We start from the raw sequence: 19,026 nt of genomic DNA on the forward strand, positions 1-19,026 counted from the left end.
CGGCACCCCCGGTTCGCGCTGGGAGAACTTACGTCCAGGCGGGCACGAGGAATCCGAGCGCGACGAGCTCGCGCACGTCGGCAAGCACCGACGTGAGCAGCTCGGCCTCGTCTACCTCGAGCAGCGCCGCGATCGCGACGAGAATCTGCCGCGCCGTGAGGTCGCCGTCGCAGACCGACACGAACGACGAGAGCTCGGTCGACTCGGGGAACGTGCGGCGGAAACCGCCGCCCTGCCGCAGCAGAATCGCCGACGGGTCGGGGTTACCGGGCAGCGTCCAGCGCTCCTCGGTGACGTCGGGGGCGACGAGGAACGTCTCGTCGGCGAGGTCGGCGTCGTCACGCTCGCGCAGCCAGTCGTCGGCGTCGAAGGTGTCGCGGATCCGCGCCCCGAGCGGCTGCTCGAGCTGGTGCGGCAGCACCTCGAAGCGGCGCACCGCGTCATGACCGGCCGCGGCCTCGGCCGGGCGGTGCAGCAGCAGCTGGCCCATCCCGACCGACTCGACGGCGCGCGACGCGAAGTCGTCGAGGTAGCGGGCGAACTGGTCTCGCCAGCTCTCAAGCTCACGGTTCTCGGCGGCGTCCTTCAGCCACATGTCGGCGTAGTCGATCGGTTCGGCGCGCTCGCGCTCGACCACCCAGAGGTCGGTCGCGGCGTCGGGCCACGACTCGAGGCGCGTGTGCCAGGTCGCGTCGCCCTCGTGCACCTCCCAGTTGCCGAGCATGACCGCGATGCCGCCCGGCGCGAGGTGGGCGCCGAGGCCGCGGATCAGCTCCTCGACGAGCCGGTCACCGGGGCGGCCTCCGTCGCGATACGTGTACTGGTCGCTCGCGCCCTCGCCGTCGCGGCGGGGCGTGATGACGAACGGCGGGTTCGTCACGACGAGGTCGAACTCCTCGCCCGCGACGGGGTCGAGCAGGTCGCCGACGCGCAGCGAGACGCGCGCGTCGAGGTCGGCCGCGTCGAGGCCGAGCGCCGGGGCGTTGAGCAGCAGGTTGAAGCGCGCGAACTCGATCGCGCGCGCCGAGATGTCGGTGGCGACCACGAAGTCGACGTGCTGCAGCAGGTGCATTGTCTGCACGCCCATCCCCACCCCGAGGTCGAGCGCGCGGGCGACCGGCTGGCGGGGCGTGAGCTGCGCGAGGTTCGTCGTGGCGGGGCCGATGCCGACGACGTGGTCGCGGCGCAGCGGCTGATCGGCCGGCACCTGCAGGCCGCCGAGGTCGCTCGCGACGAAGAGGTCGACCGTGTCGTCGCCCGAGGCGACCGCGTAGGGCCGAATGTCGAAGCGGCAGGCAACGCGGCCGGCGGCGTCGGGCGCCTCGAGGATGCCCGCGGCGGCGAGGTCGTCGGCGGCCGGGAGGTCGGCGGCGGGCACCGGCTCGGCGAGCAGGAACAGCCGCACGAGCGCCGCGAGCGGCGGGTTCTTGTCGGCGTCGCGGGCGAGCGCGACGCTCGCGGGCACGAGCAGGTCGCGGTGCAGGGCGGCGGCCGCGTCGGGGCCGATCAGCGCCTCGACGCCGTCGACCGTGTAGCCGGCGTCGGTGAGGGCGGCGCGGATGCGGTCGAGTCGCGCCTGGTCGTCGGTCGCGGGGGCGTCGGCGGGATTATCGAACTGCGAAGTCACTCGTTCATTGTTGCAGCCGCGGGGAGCTCGAACTCGGCCGCGAGGTCGTCGACCGACCGCTGGCGCGTCGGCAGGTCGTAGCCGTTCGGCTGCACGATGAGCTCGTCGGCACCCGTCACCTGCACGAGCCGGCGCAGGCCGTCGGCGACGAGGTCGGCGGGGCCGACGTACTGGCTGCCGCTCGCGCGGTGCCAGATGTCGGCGTTTACGACACGCTGCGAGAACGTCGCCGCGTCGTCGGGCGACATGGTCGGACCGATGTTGCCGGCGAACAGCTGGTACTTGAACACGCGCGTCGGTAGGTCGAGGCGGCGCGCCTCGTCGAGCGAGTCGGCGACGAGCACCGACGCCGACACCATCGCCTTCGGCTCGCTGAGGCGCGCCGAAGGGCGGAAGTGCTCGCGGTAGTGGTCGAGTGCCTCGACGGCGTTGCCGTTCATCGCGAAGTGGTTCGCGTACGAGTACGCCATGCCGAGCATGCCCGCGAGCTCGGCCGAGTAGAGGCTCGAGCCGAGCAGCCAGATGTCGGGCACGTTCGCGACGTCGGCGGCCGCGCGCAGCTTCGTGAACAGTTCGGCGTCGATCTCTTCGTGCACGTCGCCGAGGTAGCCCGCGAGCTCGAGCACGTCGGAGGGGTACCGGTCGACCGTCTCACGCGACATGTCGCGGCGCAGCGCCCGCGCCGTAATCGGGTCGGTGCCGGGCGCTCGCCCGAGGCCGATGTCGACGCGGCCCGGGTACATCCCCTCGAGCAGCGCGAACTGCTCGGCGATCACGAGCGGCGAGTGGTTCGGCAGCATGACGCCGCCCGAGCCGAGGCGAATGCGGCTCGTGCCCTCGCCGAGGTGCGCGAGCGCGACGGCCGGCGACGTCGAGGCGATCGCGCCCGAGTTGTGGTGCTCAGCCACCCAGTACCGCGAGTAGCCGAGCGCATCCGCCCGCCGCACGAGCGCGCGCGAGTCGGCGAGCGCCTCGGCGAGCGTCTGGGTGGCGTTGAGCGGAATGAGGTCGAGCACCGAGATCGCAGTCATATCGGCTGCAACGCGCGGGGGTGATCGGTCATTCCGGCGCACGATGCGCGCCGCCCGGTTTTCGGAGCAAGATCAACTTGGGCACAATGGAACAACCCGCGGCCGCCCAGCCGGTCGCGCAAGAAGGGACCCACATGCGCGCATCCCGCCGACTCCGCAGCCGCGCGGCGCTCGCCGCGGCGATCGCGTTTGCCGTCGCCGCGTTGACCGGATGCGCGGTCACGAACGTAGACGCCGAGGCCTCGGGCAACGGGTACTCGCCGTTCCTCCCCGAGGTGCACAGCGACGACTCGGGCCTGCGCCAGGAGTTCGAGGCGACGCCGCAGGAGTCGCACGAGTTCTGGAGCGACCCCGAGAACCGCGACAACGCCGAGGGTATGGACTTCCAGACGCCCGACAACGGTCTGCCGCCGGGGCCCGGCGACTCGGCGACGGGCGCCTACCTGCCCGCCACCGAGGCGATGCCCCAGAGCCCGCAGGGCTACGGCGAGGTGGCCCAGGCCGAGATCTTCGACCGCAACGGGCTCGGCGCCTCGACGTTCGGCCGGCTCTACTTCACGTTCGACGGCGGCGACACGTACGTCTGCTCGGCGACCGTCGTGAACTCGACGTCGGGCAGCATCGTCGCAACGGCCGCGCACTGCGTCGCCGAGACCGACGGCTCGGGCAAGCTCGCGCAGTCGGTGTACTTCATTCCGGGCGACCGCGATAACGGTCGCGAGGCGCCGTACGGCACGTGGGCCGCGACCGAGATGGTCGTGCCGCAGGAGTTCATCGACAACGCGATCACCGACGACCAGGGCCGGCTCACCTCTGAGGAGGGCTGGAACTACGACTTCGCCTTCATCAAGATGGAGGAGCAGAACGGCCAGACGATTCAGGAGGTCACGGGCGCGCAGGGCATCGCCTTCGGCATCCCCGTCGACTACCTCACGCAGGTCGGGTATCCGTCGGCGAACCCGTACGACGGCACCGAGGAGTACATGTGCGCCTCGACCGAGTTCAGCTCGAACTGGCAGGGCGGATACGCGCACGACTGCACGATGACGCAGGGGTCGTCGGGCGGTGGCTGGCTCGCCGACTACGACTCCGCGACCGGCACGGGCTACGTCGTTGGCGTGACCTCGACGGTCGACGAGCTGCGGGGCACGGCGAACACGCCCGTACTCGGGCAGACGGCGCTCGATCTCTACACCGACCTCGATCAGGGATAGCCGCGATGACCCGACGAACGACACTCGCCCGCTCGGCGCGGGCCGCAGCGGCCGGCGCCATCGCCGTGGCGCTGCTCGCCGGTTGCACGAACCTGCAGGGCTTCGGCATCAACAGCGAGGTGCATCCCTGGGCTGTCGCGAACCACGACGACAAGCTCGCGTACCACGAGGATGCGGGCGACGCCCTGCTCAACCTCGACACGACGAGCGGCATCGCGGCGCTCCCGTCGTTCCAGGCCGTCGGCTACCACCACGTCGAGTCGAACGACACGGCGATTCACATGGAGTACGAGACCTCGGTCGACGGCGAGAGCTACGTGTCGCAGCTCCACACAAACGTCGAGGGCCACTCGTTCGACCAGTCGCACCGCGAGGGCGACCCGTCGACGTACTACCTGCTCGGCGACGCGGTAAAGGCGACCGTGAGCGACGGGAACAGCTGGGTGCAGGTGCCGCTCGGCGACCTCGACCGGCGGAACACCCCCGAGAACGTCTGCCAGCTGTTCGCCGTGTCGTACACCTGCGCGCTCATCGACGCGTGGAACGCGTCGCGCGAGCAGCTCGACACGCTCCCCGTCGAGCTGTCGCGGGCCGAGGACGGCAGCCAGCACTTCACGACCGCCGTGACGTACGCGTCGCTCGTCGAGATCGGGCTGATCTCGAGCGGCTTCGAGCAGTATTCGAGCGACGAGACGAACGACACGCTGATTCCGATGCACCTCTGGGTGACGGCCGACGGCCTCGTGAACAAGGTCGAGATCAACGGCGTGATCGCCGACGCGGCCGGCAACGAGCTCGCGCTCCAGATCGGCTACGAGATCACCTCGCAGCAGGCGTCGTCAGAGATGCAGCCGGTGGCCCCCGACGACATTCCCGACGACGACGTCTACCGCATCACGACACAGCAGCAGCTCGACGCCTTCCTGCAAGCGCTCGGTGAGGTCTAGCAGGGCGAAACGAGGAACCATGAACGAGACGCACGACGAGAACCAGCCCCGCGAGCAGCAGACACCCAGCGAGCAGGATGCGCCCCGCGAGCAGCCGGCGCAGGCCGAGTTCCCGAAGCTGCCGCCGCTCGCGCAGTCGGCGCCGCAGCCGCAGCAGCAGCCGCAGGCCCAGCAACCCCAGCGCCCCTACGGCGTGCCCGAGACCGGCTACCGCGAGCGCCCGCAGCACGCGCAGCAGTCGCTCCACGCCGACCGCATCGCGCAGCATCCCGACCAGCACGGGCCGTCGTTCTCGAGCCAGCTCGGCCCGTCGGCCGCGAACTCGCGGTTCTCGCACCAGCCCGGCCAGGCGCATCCGGGTCAGCAGCCCGGCCAGCAGCCCTACGGCCCCGCGCCGCAGCAGGCGCCGCACTCGGCCGGTTCGCGCCCCGCGAAGCCGCGGCGCGGCAGCCGAGCGACGCCGTGGCTCATCATCGCGCTGCCGATCATGCTCGTCGTCGGCGCGGTCGCGGGCTACATGCTCGCGACGAACTACAACTCGTTCGACAACCAGGCGGTCGAGGATGCGGTGGCGAACGTACTCCGCACCGACTACGGCATGAGCGACCTGCGCTCGGTCGACTGCCCGAACTGGATCAAGGTCGAACAGGGCGACTCGTTCCAGTGCGAGTTCCAGTACGCGGGCGGCACGCAGACCGTCACGGTCACGCAGGGCTCGCAGTCGGGCCAGCTCGTCGTCGGCGCGCCGGAATAGCGGCAGCGAACTCAGCCGCGCGGGCCGAACTCGTCGCCGGGGAGTCGGCCGCGCAGGCGGTCGAGCTCCCGGCGCTCTCGCTTTGTCGGGCGGCCCGCGCCGCGGTCGCGCAGAATCGGCGCGGGGCGCTCCTCGCGCGCCGGCGACGGCGGCGTGAGGTCGTCGAAGTAGCGGGCGGCGTCGGCCGCACTCCCCCGCCGCGTCCCGAGCCCCGTCACGCGGTAGACGCGGTCGAAGCCGTGGAGGCGCACCCGCACCTCGTCACCGACGCGTACGGGCTGGGCCGCCTTCGCCGCCGTGCCGTTGAGCTTCACGTGCCCGGCACGGCAGGCCGCGGTCGCCTGACTGCGGGTCTTCGCGAGCCTCGCGGCCCACACCCACGCGTCGATGCGCACCGAATCCATGCCGGCCAGCTTATCCGCCCACAACCCCGCCAAACGCGAGGCCGAGCAGGTAGGTGACCGCCGCCGCGCCGTAGCCGATGAGCAGCTGACGCAGCGCGCGCTTCCAGGGAGCGGCGCCCGAGAGCACGCCGACAACGCCGCCCGTCACGAGCAGCGCGAGGCCGACGATGGCCGCCGCGAGAATCACGGCGGGCGTGCCGTGCATGCCGAAGATCCAGGGCAGCACGGGAATCACGGCGCCGCCCGCGAAGAAGAGGAAGCTCGAGAGTGCGGCGCGCATCGGCGTGCCGATCTCCTCGTACTCGTCGGCCGTCGGCGCGGGGTCGGGCTCGACCGGCTCAGCGGTGGGCTCGGCGAGTGCAGGCTCGGCGGGCTCGGGCAGTTCGGTCGCCGCGGTGGGCCCGTGCCCGTGCACGATGAGCGTCTCGGTCGCCTTTCGCTGCGCCTCGTCGGCGCTCATCCCCCGTGCCCGGTAGACGAGCGCGAGCTCGTTCTCGTTCATGTCGAGGGCCGGAATCTTGCGGTCGGTATCGGGGTTCGGGGTCGAGGCGTGCAGCAGCTCGCGCTGGCTCGACACCGAGACGTACTCGCCCGCCGCCATCGACAGCGCGCCAGCGAGCAGGCCCGAGATGCCCGTCGCGAGCACGTAGCCCGCGGGCACGCCCGTCGCTCCGACGCCGAGCACGAGCGCCAGGTTCGAGACGAGGCCGTCGTTCGCGCCGAACACCGCCGCGCGGAACGTGCCGCTCATCCGCGCCCGCGAGCGCGTCGCGAGCGAGCGCACGACCTCGGCGTGCACGGCCTCGTCGGCATCCATCTGGTCGGTCGCGTCGGGGTCGTCGGCGTACGGCGAGCGCGCCTCGGCGTTCTGCATGAGCGCGAGCGTGAACACCGAGCCGAAGCTGCGGGCGAACAGGGCGAGCAGGCGGGTCTGGAAGTCGGGGCGCACGCGCTTCTCCGCGTGGTCGCCGAGCTTGTCGAGCCAGTGCTGCTCGTGCCGGCCCTCGGCGGCGGCGATCGCCAACAGGATGCGTCGCTCCTCGCCGCGGCGCTTGCTCGCGAGGGCACGGTACGTGGCCTGCTCGGCGCGCTCGTTCGCGAGGTGGCGGCGCCACCGGCGAATGTCGGCGCGGGTGGGGTCGGGACGAGTGGTGATGCGGTGCGGCACGATGCTCCTCACGTCGCCGCTCGACGAGCGACGAACCAAGCGCCCAGTTTACGTCAGGCGTCGAGGTCGTGCCCCGCGAGCACGGCGTCTTCGAGGCGCATGAGCCAACGCCGGTTCGCGGGGAACGGCGAGAGGATGCCGCTGAGGTAGACGAACGTGAGGTCGCGGTCGGGGTCGTGCCAGGCCATCGATGTGTTCGAGCCGTTGTGCCCGTAGGCGCGCGGGCTCGAGCGCCGGCCGAACGCCGAGGCACGCATGAGGCCGGGGCCCGGATGCCCGAGCTGAAACCCGTTCGACCACCACGTCTTCGAGCCCGCGTAGCGATCGAACTCGCCCGCGTTGCTCGGGGCGAGCAGGCCGTCGATCGTGGCGGGCCGCAGCCCGAGCGCGTTGTCGGTGCGGTGGCGCGGCGCGAACTGCTCGAGCAGGGTTGCGAGGTCGTTCGCGCCGGTCCACACGCCGCCCGCCGGAATCGTCGCCAGCCGCACGCGCGGCGACGCGAGCACGGCGCGGGTCGGGAGCATCGTCGGGTCGGTTGCGCGGAACGGCACTGCGCGCCACCGCTCGCTCGCGGGCAGCCTGGCGTAGGTGCCATCGAGCCCGAGCGGGGTCAGGATGCGCGACTCGAGCAGCGCCTGCAGGTCGCGAATGCCCGTTGCCCCGAACGCGACCTCGGCGAGGATGAAGCCCCACGCGAGCCACTCGTAACTGGGGCGGCGCTGGGTGTTGCCCGCGGGCATCCGGCTCGGGGCCGCGCGGGCGATGTTGCCGGTCGCCGCGCGCCAGTTCGGCATCGTCGCGACCTCGACGAAGGTGCCGCCGACGCGCGGCAGTCCCGAGCGGTGCTGGAGCACGTCACGCACCGTGATCGCCCGCTTCTCGGGCGCGTTCGGCGCCTTCGCCGCGAAGTCGGGCCAGTAGTCGGCGACCGGCGCGTCGACGTCGAGCGCGCCCGCGTCGTGGAGCGTCCAGATGAGGGTCGCGAGCCAGAGCTTCGACACCGAGAACGGCCAGAACGCGGCGTGCGGACCGACGCCGAGGCGAGCATCCGCCACCGTTTCGCCGCCTCGGCGCACGAGCAGGTGCGCCGGGCCGCCCCGCCGCCGCGCGAGCGCGACCGCTGGGGCGAGCCACTGGGGCTCGGTTACCGGCGCGTTAGTCGCCGCGGGAACCCGCATCGGTCACCGAAACGTCGACGCGCGAGAAGTTCTGGAACGAGCGCGAGGCGGTCGGGCCGCGCTGGCCGAAGTAGCGCGACTGGTACTTCTCGGAGCCGTACGGGGAGTCGGCGGGGGACGAGAGCTGGAAGAAGCAGAGCTGGCCGATCTTCATGCCGGGCCAGAGCTTGATCGGCAGCGTCGCGACGTTCGACAGCTCGAGGGTCACGTGACCTTGGAACCCCGGGTCGATGAAGCCGGCGGTCGAGTGCGTGAGCAGGCCGAGGCGGCCGAGCGAGCTCTTGCCCTCGAGGCGCGCGGCGACGTCGGTGCCGAGCGTGACCTGCTCGAAGGTCGACGCGAGCACGAACTCGCCAGGGTGCAGGATGAACGCGGCGTCGGGCTCGATCTCGACGAGGTGAGTCAGCTCGGGCTGCTCCTCGGCGGGGTCGATGTAGGGATAGTTGTGGTTGTTGAAGAGCCGGAAGTAGCGGTCGAGGCGCACGTCGACGCTCGAGGGTTGGACCGCGTTCGGGTCCCACGGGTCGAGGCCGATGCGGCCGGCGTCGACGCCGGCGCGAATGTCGCGGTCGCTGAGCAGCATGGTGCAAGCGTAGCGCGGCGTCGCCCCCGCAGCGGGGTGGGCTGCGGGGGCGACGCGACGTTGAGCGGGCGTGCCTGTTGGCTGCCCGATCGAAGATGTTACTCGGCGGCCTCGACTGGGCGCGAACCGAGCTGCTTGTCGAGGCTCAGGATGCCCGAGCCGTCGCCGTCGAGGAGCTCGAGGCGGCCGATGATCTCGCTCACGGTCGACTCCTCCTCGATCTGCTCGTCGAGGAACCAGTGGAGCATCGGGCGCGAGTCGATGTCGCCCACCTCGTCGGCGACGCGGTAGAGGTTGCGGATCGACTCCGACACCTTCTCTTCGTGCGCGAGCGACGCCTTGAACGCGTCGAGGGCGTTGTCGACCGTGTTGCCGCTGAGTTCGATGGTCTGAATGACGGGGTGCGCGTCGCGGTCAAGCAGGTACTGCGTGAACTTCTGCGCGTGCTCGACCTCTTCCTCGGCCTGCGCCCAGAACCACTGGGCGAAACCGGTGAGGTCGATGGCCTCCATGTCAGCGGCGAGCTGGCGGTACACGAGCGATGCCGTGTATTCGAGGCTGATCTGGTCGTTGATGGCGTCTGCGTACTTCTGGTCGATCTTCATACCCGCAACGATAGAACCGCGAATCGGGATCCGCTAGAATGCTAAGCCTTGCCTCTAATTTGAATGAATCAAATTTGTGAGTCCGTCCGGTTTTCGCTCGGGCGGATGCTTGCTAGAGTTGCTCGAGCGCCAGTTTTGGCGCCGCGGGGCTGTAGTTCAATGGTAGAACTTCTGCTTCCCAAGCAGACAGCGCGGGTTCGATTCCCGTCAGCCCCTCCAAGAAAACCCCCGGTCAACCCCTACTTTCTCCAGAGGGGTCGAGTAGCCCCGCAGCCACTTGGGGCTTCAGTGGACCTCCAGGTACAAGCCAACTCGAGACCGCAGACGCCTCTTCCGCCGACTGACGGCAATTCGCAACGATTCGGCGGAAAACCTTGCGAATTGCCGTCAGTTGGCGATGGGTCTGGGCGCGATGGTGGTGCGGGGAGGGGGATGTGGGGTGCGAGACGAGCGGCGGCCCGCGACCGGCGCGAGGCCGGCCAGCAGCTCAGCACTCGACGACGTTGACGGCGAGGCCGCCCATTGCCGTCTCTTTGTACTTGTGACTCATGTCGGCGCCGGTCTCGCGCATCGTCGCGATGACCTCGTCGAGCGAGACGCGGTGCGTGCCGTCGCCCCACATCGCCATCTTCGCGGCGTTGATGGCCTTCGCCGCGGCGATCGCGTTGCGCTCGATGCAGGGAATCTGCACGAGTCCCGCGATGGGGTCGCAGGTGAGTCCGAGATTGTGTTCCATCGCGATCTCGGCCGCGTTCTCAACCTGCCGTGGCGTGCCGCCGAGCACCGCCGCAAGGCCAGCCGCCGCCATCGACGATGCCGACCCCACCTCGCCCTGGCAGCCGACTTCGGCGCCCGAGATCGACGCGTTGGCCTTGTAGAGGTTGCCGACCGCGGTTGCCGTCAGCAGAAACTGCTCGACGATGTCGGCACGAGCATCGTCGTCGACGTCAGCGGCGATGCCGGCGGGCGTGTACTCGAGCGTGAAGTAGAGCACGGCGGGGATGATGCCGGCCGCCCCGTTCGTCGGCGCCGTCACCACCCGGCCTCCGCTCGCGTTCTCTTCGTTCACCGCGAGCGCGACGAGGTTGACATGTTCCTGCCAAAACGCTGGCTCCCGGTGCGGATCATCCCGCTCGAGCCGGGCCGCCCACGCACCCGCGCGCCGCGGCACGCCGAGCCCGCCTGGCAGGACGCCCTCACGCCAAATCGCCGACTCGGCACACTCGCGCATCACCTGCCAAATGTGCAACAGGTCCCGACGAATCTCACCGCGGTCGCGCAGCGCGAGCTCGTTGCGCAACACGAGGTCGCCAATCGTGAGGTTGTGACGGTCGCACAGTTCGAGCAACTGCCGCGCCGAGGCGAACGGATGCGGCACGCCGACCGGCGCCCGCGTATCCGCCTCGGCACCCTCTTCGACGACGAACCCGCCGCCGACCGAGTAGTAGGTCGCCGAGTGCAGCACCGCGCCAGTCGCATCACGAGCGGTGAGGGTCATGGCGTTCGCGTGGCGCGGCAGGATCGTGAGCGGGCGCAGCACGAACTCGTCGACGCGGCACGGCACGGGACGCTCGCCCGCGAGGTCGACGGCACCGGACTCGCCGATCGCGACGAGCCGCCGCTCAACCTCGCTCGGGAGGATCTCGTCGGGCTGGTACCCCTCGAGGCCGAGCAGCACGGCCGTGAACGTGCCGTGGCCTGCTCCCGTTGCGGCGAGCGACCCGAAGAGCTCGACGTCGAGGCGCGCGGTCGTCGGCACGAGGCCGCGACCGGCCAAATCGCTCGCGAACGTTGCGGCAGCCCGCATCGGCCCAACCGTGTGGGAGCTCGAGGGCCCGATGCCCATCTTGAACAGGTCAAACACGCTCACAAACGTGGCCCGGTCGGCATCCTTGCCCGCGGGCGCCTGCACAACACTGGGTGGCGTATCCATCGCTGTTGGCAATCTAGCGCCGCTGGCGAACCTCCCCGCTCACTGACGGCAATTTGCAAGATTCTCAGCGAAAAGCACGTGAATTGCCGTCAGTTTGCGAAGAGGTGGGGGCGGCTCGCTACGGCAGCAGGGCCTCGACGTCATCGAGGCCGAGCACGTTCGGGTCGCGATCGCGCAGCAGCAGCGCGAGCCGCGCCGTCTCTTCAAGCTCTTCCGCGGCCGCGACGGCCGCGGCGAGCGTCGCACCCGCCACGAGCGACCCATGGTGGGCAAGAATCACCGCCGGCGCGCGCGTGGCCGCCTCGCGAATCTCGCCCACCGCATCCGTCGTGCCGGGCTTGAAGTACGGCACGACGGGCACGTCGCGGCCGACGCGCATCACGAAGTACGGCGTCAGCGGCGGGATGAGCGGCTCGCCCTCGCGCCACAGGCAGCTCAGCGCCGTCACGTAGGTCGAGTGGAGGTGCACGATCGCCCGCGCATCGGGCCGCGCCTCGTACATCGCACGGTGCATCGGCACCTCCTTGCTCGGCTTGCCCCCGCCGACATGCCGAAACTCGCCATCGAGCTCCGAGAGCTCGCCGGCGTTGAGGCGCCCGAGCGATGAGTTGGTCGGGGTCATGAGCAGGCCCCCGTCGACTCGCACGCTGAGGTTGCCAGCGGTGCCAACGGAGTACCCGCGCCCAAAAAGGCTCGCGCCATACTCCACGAGTTGCTGGCGAGTTTCGTAGTTACGCAATCGAAGTTTCCTTATCTGCGGCGAGCGCGGTTACACAAAGATGTCAGCAACGAGCAGCGCGACGAGGCAGGTCGCCCAGGCGATCGTCGTCGGCACCGACCAGGTCAGCAGCTGGTGCTTGACCTCCTTGACCCCGAGCATGCGGTTGACGACCCAGAAGAGCGAGTCGTTGAAGTAGCTGAACACCATCGCGCCAAGACACGCGGCCTGCGCAGCGAGCGCGAGGTTCACGTCGGGCATCGTCGCGAGAATCGGCGCCGAGAGCGAGGCCGAGGTGATGATCGAGACGGTGCCGCTGCCCTGCACGAGCCGCACGGCCGAGGCGATGACGAACGGAATCAAGATCGCCGGCAGCGGCAGCTGCGAGACGAACTCGCCGAGTGCGTCGCCCACGCCGCTGTCGCGCAGCACCTGGCCGAGCGCGCCACCGGCACCGGTGACGAGCAGGATGATGCCAGCCTGGTCGATGCCCTTCTCCATGGTCGCGAGGGTGGTCTGGCGCTGCTGCCCGACGGTGAGGCCGTAGATCGCGGCAATGACGCCGAGGCCAACGGCGATGACCGGGTTGCCCACGAAGGATGCGGTGCCCACGAGCCACTCGGGCAGCACGCCGGGCGCGCTGGTCGCCACCGCGTTGATGCCGGTGTTCGCGAAGATGAGCACGATGGGCAGCAGGATCGGCAGCATCGACATGAACAGCGACGGAAGTTCCTTCTCGCGCTCGTCGGCCAGGTTGTTGAACTCGCTGACGGCCTCGGCCGCGCTGAGCTTCGAGCCGGTGTCGACCTCAATCATCTTCTCGATCTTCGGGCCCATGTACTTCGCGTAGAGGGTCACGGTGAAGATCGCGGGGATCGTGAGGATCACGCCGTAGAGGATCATCTCGCCGATGTTCACGTCGAAGATGCCGGCCGCGCCCAGGGGGCCGGGCGTCGGCGGCACGGCGTGGTGGGTGAGCACGAGGCCACCGGCGAGCGCGATGCCGAGCGTGAGCACCGAGCGGCCCGCGCTGCGCGAGAGCGCCTTCACGAGCGGGTTCAAGATGACGAACGCGCTGTCGACGAAGATCGGGATCGACACGATGTAGCCGGCCACCGCGAGCGCCCATTCTTCCTTGCGCTTGCCAAGCCAGCGCAGCAGCGTGATCGCGAGCTTCTCGGCGGCGCCGGACGCCTCGAGGATGGCGCCCATCATGACGCCGAACCCGACCACGAAACCGATCGTGGCGAGCGTCGAGCCGAAGCCGGAGGAGATCGACCCGACCGTGTCTTCGGGCGACATGCCCGCCGAGAGACCGGCGATCGAGGCGGCGATCACGAGGGCGAGCAGCGCGTGAATCTTCGTGCGCAGCACGAGGAAAATGAGCACGGCGATGGCGACCGCCAGGCCGACAAATGCCCACGGGCCGACCGTCACGGCCGCCTCCGCCTCGGTGGCGGCGAGCAGGGCCGAAGGCGAGACGCCGAGGGCGTCAACGAGTGCAATGTTCATGTGGGGGAAGCTCCGTTGCTGCCTAGTTGCCGGTCACGAATTCGTCGCGGTACTGCCGCACGACGTCGGTGAACTGCTCGTCCTTGATGAACCCGAGGGCGAGCGGTCGTGCGACGTCGAAGTCGCCGGGCCACGAGCAGACGATGTCCATGACCGCAGGGTCGTGCGCTTCGGTGACGAGCGCGCGGGCGTCGTCGCCCCCGACGGTGCGCAGCGCATCCAACATTTCGGCGACCGTGACGCTGATGCCGGGCACGTTCACGGTGCGCCACGCGCCGAGCTGCTCGCCCGCGAGGTCGAAGCCGTGCACGAGGTTCGCGACCGCGGAGTTCGGCGACGAGAGCCACATGCGGGTGTCCTGCGGCACCGGCAGCACCGAGGCCTCGCCGTTGAGCGGTTCGCGCAGGATTCCGCTCGCAAACGAGGATGCGGCAGAGTTCGGCTTGCCGGGGCGAACCGAGATCGTCGGGAGGCGGAAGACTCGGCCGTCGACGAAGCCCTTGCGCGAGTACTCGTTCACGAGCAGCTCGCCGATCGCCTTGAACGAGCCGTACGTCGACTCGGGCATGCTCGCGAGGGTCTCGGGCACGACGGCCGGCATCTCGCCGCCGAACACGGCGAGCGACGAGGTGAAGACGAAGCGGGGGCAGGTGCCGCCGGCGCGTGCTGCCTCGAGCAGGGCGCGGGTCGCATCGACGTTGACGCGCATCGCGAGGTCGAAGTCGACCTCGGAACCGCCGGAGAGGATCGCGGCGAGGTGGAACACTCCAGCGGTGTCGGTACCGACCGTTTCGCGCAGGAGGTCGACGTCACCGATGTCACCGACGACCGATTCGACGCGGGCGTCGTCGATCTTCGACTCCGCGAGGTCGAGCGACACGATGCGGTCGAATTCGACCTGCAGCGAGCCCTCGTCGGCCCGGCGAAGCAGTTCGCGGATCACGCGGCTGCCGAGGAATCCGGCGCCACCGGTAACGATGATTTTCATTCTGTGCTGGCCTTTCAGCGGGGTTGATGCGGGGTAATTCGGGATACGCCGGCGCGCGGGATGCGCTAGCGGCTGGTGGGTGAGGTCTGGAGCACGTCGAGGCCGGCCTCGACGAGCGCGTCGTGAGCCGACTCGGGCAACTCGGCGTCGGTCACGACCCCGTCAAAGCGCTCGAGGGCGATCGACTTCAGCGGCATGACGCGGCCGTACTTCGTGCTGTCGGTGACGAGGAAGACGCGACGGGCGTTGTCGGCCGCCGCGTTCTTCACGACGTTCTTCGCCTCGGTGTGCACCGAGCTGCCGCGCAGGTCGAACGCCGGGGTCGAGATGAACGCGACGTCGAAGTTGAACTCGCGGATCGCATCCGCGGTCGCCCGCCCCTCGGCCGAGAGGTTGGCCCGGTCGATCAGCCCCGCGGCGAGGTGAAGCTCGTTCGTCGAACGCTCGGCGAGCCACTGGGCGATGACGAGGTCGTTCGTGACCACGACGAGGCCGTCGCGCGTGGCGATCGCCCTCGCGATCTCGAGGGTCGTCGTGCCCGCGTCGAGGAAGATGACGTCGCCCGGCCCCACGAGGGTCGCGGCGATCGAGCCAATCGCGGCCTTCTCATCGGGGCGAAGCGCCGCCTTGTCGGCGTGCGCGAGGTCGAGCGAGAGCCGTGACGGCAGGGTCACGCCCCGCGCCACCGAGCTCACGCGCCCGGCCGACTCGAGCGCGGCGATGTCGCGGCGCACGGTCATGTGCGAGACGTCGAGTGCCTCGACGAGCTCGGCGATCGTGAGGCTGCCCCGCTCGGTGAGCAGCCGCATAATCGTGCGCTGTCGTTCGACCGGAATCATCGCTCGCCCTGCCAGTTCTCGTAGGCGTCGAGCCAGCCGAGGCCCTCGGTCGTGCCCGCCGCGGGGCGGTACTCGCAGCCGACCCAGCCGTCGTAGCCCGTGCGGTCGAGCGCCTCGAGCACGAACGGGTAGCAGAGTTCGCCACGGTCGGGCTCGTTGCGTGCGGGCACCGAGGCGAGCTGCACGTGCCCGATGCGGTCGGCGACCCGGGCGAGGAGGTTGGTGATGTCGCCGTCGGTGAGCTGCGCGTGATAGAAGTCGAACTGCAGCCGCACGTTGTCGCGGTCGATCTCGTCGATGAGTTCGACGGCGCGCGCGACGCTCGGCACGTAGTAGCCGGGGTTGTCGTAGGCGTTCAGCGGCTCGAGCACGAGCAGGCGCCCCGCAGCCGCCGCCTGCTCGGCCGCCCAGCGCACGTTCTCGACGTAGTGGGCCCGGATGTCTGAATCGTTGACGTCGACGCCGCGGCCCGACATCAGGTGCAGCTTCGGGCAGTCGAGCGCCTCGGCGTACTCGAGCGCCTGGGTAATGGATGCGCGGAACTCGTCGTCGCGCCCGGGCAGGGCCGCGAGTCCCCGCTCCCCCGCATCCCAGTCACCGGCGTACACGTTGAACAGCGCCTGGGTGAGGCCGTGCTCGTCGAGGCGGGCGCGCAGCTGTTCGGCCGGCCACTCGTAGGGGAAGAGGTACTCGACGGCCTTGAAGCCTGCTTCGGCGGCAGCGGCGAAGCGGTCGAGAAAGTCGAGCTCGGTGAACATCATCGAGAGGTTGGCGGCGAACTTCGGCATTAGCGGGACTCCTCTGCTGTTTTGGTGGCCTGCGCCCGCGAGAAGAAGTCGACGTCGCCGAAGTTGCCGCTCTTCAGCGCGAGGTCGAGCGTGCCGTCGAGCGAGCGCACCCAGGGCACGCCCGGCGCGATCTGCGGGCCGATGTGGAAGCCCTCGACCCCGAGCGAGGTCGTGACGATGCCCGAGGTCTCGCCGCCGGCGACGATGAAACGCGTCACCCCGGCGTCGCGCAGCTCGGTCGCGAGCCAGGCGAACAGCCCCTCGATGGTTGCTGAGGTCGTGTCCACGCCGTAGCGCTGCTGCAATCCGCGCACGGTGTCGGGGTCGGCCGTCGCGTAAACGAGCGGCGCCGGGCTGGCCGGCTGCTCGAGCACCCAGGTGCGTACCTCGTCGCGGTAGGCCGTCTCGTCGGCGGCCGCCTCGGTGAGCAGGCGGTCGACGTCGACGGCGAGCGACGGCGCGACCTCGCGGTACGCGGCCACCTGCTTGTTCGTCATCTCGCTCGCCGAGCCCGAGAACACGACGGCGCGGCCCTCGAGCGGAACCCAGTCGTTCGCCGCGCTCGTGCCCGCCGCATCCGTGCCGGTCAGTACCCGTGCGAGGCCGCCGCCGATGCCCGAGCCGCCGGTCACGAGCGGCAGCTCGCTCGTCGCCTCGCCAATCGCGGTGAGGTGCTCGGCCGTGAGCGTGTCGGTGACGGCGTAACGGATGCCCTGCTCGCGCAGCTGCGCCAGGGCCGCGCGAATCGCGTCGGCACCGCGGTCGATCACCGTGACGGGGATCACCGCCGCCTTGCCCTCCGACTGCCCCTCCATGAGGCGCACGAGGCTCGCGTCGGTCATCGGCGTCACGGGGTGGTTGCGCATGCCCGACTCGTCGAGCGGCACGCCGTTGACGAAGAGGTAGCCGTTGTAGACGGTGCGGCCGTTCACCGGCAGCGCCGGGCTGACGACCGTGATGTCGGCGCCGGTCGCGTGCATGAGGGCGTCGGTCACGGGGCCGATGTTGCCCTCGGGCGTGCTGTCGAAGGTCGAGCAGTACTTGAAGATGATGCGCTCGGCGCCGGCGTCGTGGAGCGCCCGGTGTGCGGCGAGTGACTGCGCCACCGCGTCGGCCGGGGCGATCGAGCGACTCTTCAGGCTGATCACGATGGCGTCGACGTCGGGGAGCGGGTTGGTGGGAACGCCGTTGAGCTGCGCGGTGCGCAAACCACCCTCGACCAGGAAACCGGCAATGTCGGTCGCGCCGGTGAAGTCGTCGGCGATGACTCCGATCTGTAGAGCCACGTGCCCTCCTCGTTGATTGACACAGGTTGATTGACACAGGGCACATCAAAATGCACCACCATTTCACATATATTCACAAGATAGCACTCGGACGCGCTCCGGTCACCCCTCCGGCTATGTGACGCTGGGCTACGCGCGGGGAAGTCGCGCCCCGACGCGCTCGTTACGTTGCGAGTAGGAGGTACAACATGACCGAGTATTTTGACCGCAACGACCGCGACTACACGAAGGTGTACAAGGAGCACACGCCCGACATCCTCAAGAAGTTTGGCGAGTTCGACGCCGCCGTCTTCGCGAAGGAGGGTCGCGAGATTCCGCTGAAGTTCCGCGAGCTCATCGCCCTCGCGGTCGGCATCACGACGCAGTGCGTCTACTGCATCGACGCCCACTCGCAGAACGCCGTGAAGGCCGGGGCCTCCGAGGCCGAGCTTGCCGAGGCCGCCTGGGTCGCGACCGCGATCCGCGCGGGCGGCGGATACGCGCACGGTCGCCTCGCGTTCAAGCTCGCGGGCGACGCCGGCCACACGCACTAGCTTTCGCCAACTGACGGCAATTTGCAGGGTTTCGCCCCGAAACCCTGCAAATTGCCGTCAGTTCGCGGAAGAGGGGTGGGGTTAGCGCGGGCCAGGCGAGCGCAGGCCGGGCGGATGCGCGAGCGACCGCCGATACTCGCTCGGCGAGTATCCGAGCACGCGCCGGAACTCGTGGGCGAGGTGCGCCTGGTCCGCGAATCCGAACTCTGCAGCGACCGTCGAGACCGACACGGCGAGGTCGGTTCGCAGCAGGTGCGCGGCATCCTGCAGCCGGCGCCGCCGCAACATCGCGTGCGGCGTGAGCCCGATGTACTTCGTCGTGATGCGGTGGAGCGTGCGCACCGAGATCACGAGGGCCTCTGCAGTGTCGACCAGCGTGCCCACGCGTAGCGCCGACTCGAAGTGGTCGGCGACGGCGTTCGCGACGCGCGCCTCGTCGGGCACCTCCCCGACACGCGCGACGAGCCACGAGGCAACCGCCTCGACACCCGCCTCGACACCCGCAGCCGCGACCCGGCCCGCGACCACCGCCTGCAGCTCCGGCTCCGTCAGCTCGACATAGCGGTCCCGAAGCGCCGCGGGCTCGGCAGTGAACGCGGGGACGGCGGCGGGCCGCAGCCGCGCACCGATCGCCCACCCGGCGCCCGTGAGATCGCGATGCGACGCCTCGGTGGTCGGTCCCGCGAAGCCGACGAGCGCATCCTCGACGACGAGATTCGTGGTCGGATACGCAAGGACGCGCTGCCGCGACACCTCGCCCTCCGGGAGGTCCCAGCGCGTGAGCCACCACCAGGTCACAAGCTCGGCCGCGGCGCCGGTAGCAGGAACGCGGCGAAAATCTCCCGGCAGTAACGCCGGATACAGCGTGCCCCGATTCGCGTCGTCGCTCATGGCACGAATGTACAAGCCGCGGGTGAG

The 19,026-nt window shown here is 69.9% G+C and carries 19 protein-coding genes and 1 tRNA gene; 5 read left to right on the plus strand and 15 right to left on the minus strand.

Annotated features, from left to right (window positions below):
- Nucleotides 1–28: 28 nt before the first annotated feature.
- Together G328_RS0105570 and G328_RS16715 are read right to left on the minus strand one after the other, a co-directional pair.
- Nucleotides 29–1,627: a DUF7059 domain-containing protein gene (locus tag G328_RS0105570; protein WP_019618356.1), complete on the minus strand. Its 1,599-nt coding sequence runs from the start codon at nt 1,625–1,627 to the stop codon at nt 29–31.
- Nucleotides 1,624–2,658: an LLM class flavin-dependent oxidoreductase gene (locus G328_RS16715; RefSeq protein WP_019618357.1), complete on the minus strand. Its 1,035-nt coding sequence runs from the start codon at nt 2,656–2,658 to the stop codon at nt 1,624–1,626. The genes G328_RS0105570 and G328_RS16715 overlap by 4 nt, the downstream gene beginning before the upstream one ends.
- Nucleotides 2,659–2,792: 134 nt before the next feature.
- Here G328_RS16715 and G328_RS15765 point away from each other — a divergent pair, with 134 nt between their 5' ends.
- From G328_RS15765 to G328_RS14390, 3 genes are read left to right on the plus strand one after another with little or no spacing between them, the layout of a single operon-like run.
- Nucleotides 2,793–3,872, plus strand: coding sequence for a trypsin-like serine peptidase (locus G328_RS15765; RefSeq protein WP_019618358.1), 1,080 nt, complete (start codon nt 2,793–2,795; stop codon nt 3,870–3,872).
- 5 nt (nt 3,873–3,877) lie between these two features.
- Complete coding sequence (locus G328_RS0105585) at nt 3,878–4,819, plus strand: hypothetical protein (RefSeq protein WP_019618359.1); 942 nt, start codon at nt 3,878–3,880, stop codon at nt 4,817–4,819.
- Nucleotides 4,820–4,838: 19 nt separating this feature from the next.
- Nucleotides 4,839–5,573, plus strand: a complete 735-nt coding sequence (locus G328_RS14390; RefSeq protein WP_019618360.1) for a DUF4333 domain-containing protein — start codon at nt 4,839–4,841, stop codon at nt 5,571–5,573.
- Between the two features lie 11 nt (nt 5,574–5,584).
- On the opposite strand, the gene G328_RS0105595 is transcribed toward G328_RS14390, so the two are convergent.
- The 5 genes from G328_RS0105595 to G328_RS0105615 all read right to left on the minus strand — a co-directional run bounded on the left by G328_RS0105595 (nt 5,585) and on the right by G328_RS0105615 (nt 9,511).
- Nucleotides 5,585–5,977, minus strand: a complete 393-nt coding sequence (locus G328_RS0105595; RefSeq protein WP_019618361.1) for an RNA-binding S4 domain-containing protein — start codon at nt 5,975–5,977, stop codon at nt 5,585–5,587.
- Nucleotides 5,978–5,987: 10 nt separating this feature from the next.
- Nucleotides 5,988–7,145, minus strand: a complete 1,158-nt coding sequence (locus G328_RS0105600; RefSeq protein WP_019618362.1) for a VIT1/CCC1 transporter family protein — start codon at nt 7,143–7,145, stop codon at nt 5,988–5,990.
- Between the two features lie 53 nt (nt 7,146–7,198).
- Complete coding sequence (locus G328_RS0105605; RefSeq protein WP_019618363.1) at nt 7,199–8,323, minus strand: serine hydrolase domain-containing protein; 1,125 nt, start codon at nt 8,321–8,323, stop codon at nt 7,199–7,201.
- Nucleotides 8,301–8,906 carry a dCTP deaminase gene (gene dcd, locus G328_RS0105610; protein ID WP_019618364.1) on the minus strand — a complete coding sequence of 202 codons (606 nt, stop codon included), beginning with the start codon at nt 8,904–8,906 and terminating at the stop codon, nt 8,301–8,303. Before dcd ends, G328_RS0105605 begins: the two co-directional genes overlap by 23 nt.
- Nucleotides 8,907–9,004: 98 nt before the next feature.
- A complete protein-coding gene (locus G328_RS0105615; protein ID WP_019618365.1) occupies nt 9,005–9,511 on the minus strand; it encodes a ferritin in 507 nt (168 codons plus the stop codon).
- 145 nt (nt 9,512–9,656) lie between these two features.
- Between G328_RS0105615 and G328_RS0105620 the strand changes: the two genes are divergently transcribed.
- Nucleotides 9,657–9,730, plus strand: a tRNA-Gly gene (locus tag G328_RS0105620).
- A 268-nt stretch (nt 9,731–9,998) separates the two neighbouring features.
- Here G328_RS0105620 and G328_RS0105625 read toward each other — a convergent pair.
- From G328_RS0105625 to otnK, 7 genes are all read right to left on the minus strand, one after another.
- Nucleotides 9,999–11,444 (minus strand): L-serine ammonia-lyase, encoded by a 1,446-nt coding sequence (locus tag G328_RS0105625; RefSeq protein ID WP_083919560.1) that lies wholly within the window; start codon nt 11,442–11,444, stop codon nt 9,999–10,001.
- Between the two features lie 118 nt (nt 11,445–11,562).
- Entirely contained in the window at nt 11,563–12,183 is a 621-nt protein-coding gene (locus tag G328_RS0105630) for a class II aldolase/adducin family protein (protein WP_019618367.1), read from the minus strand.
- A 30-nt stretch (nt 12,184–12,213) separates the two neighbouring features.
- On the minus strand, nt 12,214–13,674 hold the full coding sequence (locus G328_RS0105635; protein ID WP_019618368.1) for a GntP family permease: 1,461 nt from the start codon (nt 13,672–13,674) through the stop codon (nt 12,214–12,216).
- 22 nt (nt 13,675–13,696) lie between these two features.
- Nucleotides 13,697–14,662 (minus strand): D-erythronate dehydrogenase, encoded by a 966-nt coding sequence (gene denD, locus G328_RS0105640; protein ID WP_019618369.1) that lies wholly within the window; start codon nt 14,660–14,662, stop codon nt 13,697–13,699.
- 65 nt (nt 14,663–14,727) lie between these two features.
- Nucleotides 14,728–15,501 (minus strand): DeoR/GlpR family DNA-binding transcription regulator, encoded by a 774-nt coding sequence (locus G328_RS0105645; RefSeq protein WP_019618370.1) that lies wholly within the window; start codon nt 15,499–15,501, stop codon nt 14,728–14,730.
- Entirely contained in the window at nt 15,498–16,289 is a 792-nt protein-coding gene (gene otnI, locus G328_RS0105650) for a 2-oxo-tetronate isomerase (protein ID WP_019618371.1), read from the minus strand. The genes G328_RS0105645 and otnI overlap by 4 nt, the downstream gene beginning before the upstream one ends.
- Entirely contained in the window at nt 16,289–17,575 is a 1,287-nt protein-coding gene (otnK, locus tag G328_RS0105655; protein WP_019618372.1) for a 3-oxo-tetronate kinase, read from the minus strand. The genes otnI and otnK overlap by 1 nt, the downstream gene beginning before the upstream one ends.
- A gap of 188 nt (nt 17,576–17,763) precedes the next feature.
- Between otnK and G328_RS0105660 the strand changes: the two genes are divergently transcribed.
- Entirely contained in the window at nt 17,764–18,108 is a 345-nt protein-coding gene (locus tag G328_RS0105660; RefSeq protein WP_019618373.1) for a carboxymuconolactone decarboxylase family protein, read from the plus strand.
- Nucleotides 18,109–18,189: 81 nt separating this feature from the next.
- On the opposite strand, the gene G328_RS0105665 is transcribed toward G328_RS0105660, so the two are convergent.
- On the minus strand, nt 18,190–18,999 hold the full coding sequence (locus G328_RS0105665) for a helix-turn-helix domain-containing protein (RefSeq protein ID WP_019618374.1): 810 nt from the start codon (nt 18,997–18,999) through the stop codon (nt 18,190–18,192).
- Nucleotides 19,000–19,026: the final 27 nt, after the last annotated feature.

Origin of the sequence: [Zimmermannella] faecalis ATCC 13722, from assembly GCF_000381765.1 — a bacterium.
In the GTDB taxonomy this organism is placed as follows: domain Bacteria; phylum Actinomycetota; class Actinomycetes; order Actinomycetales; family Microbacteriaceae; genus Gulosibacter; species Gulosibacter faecalis.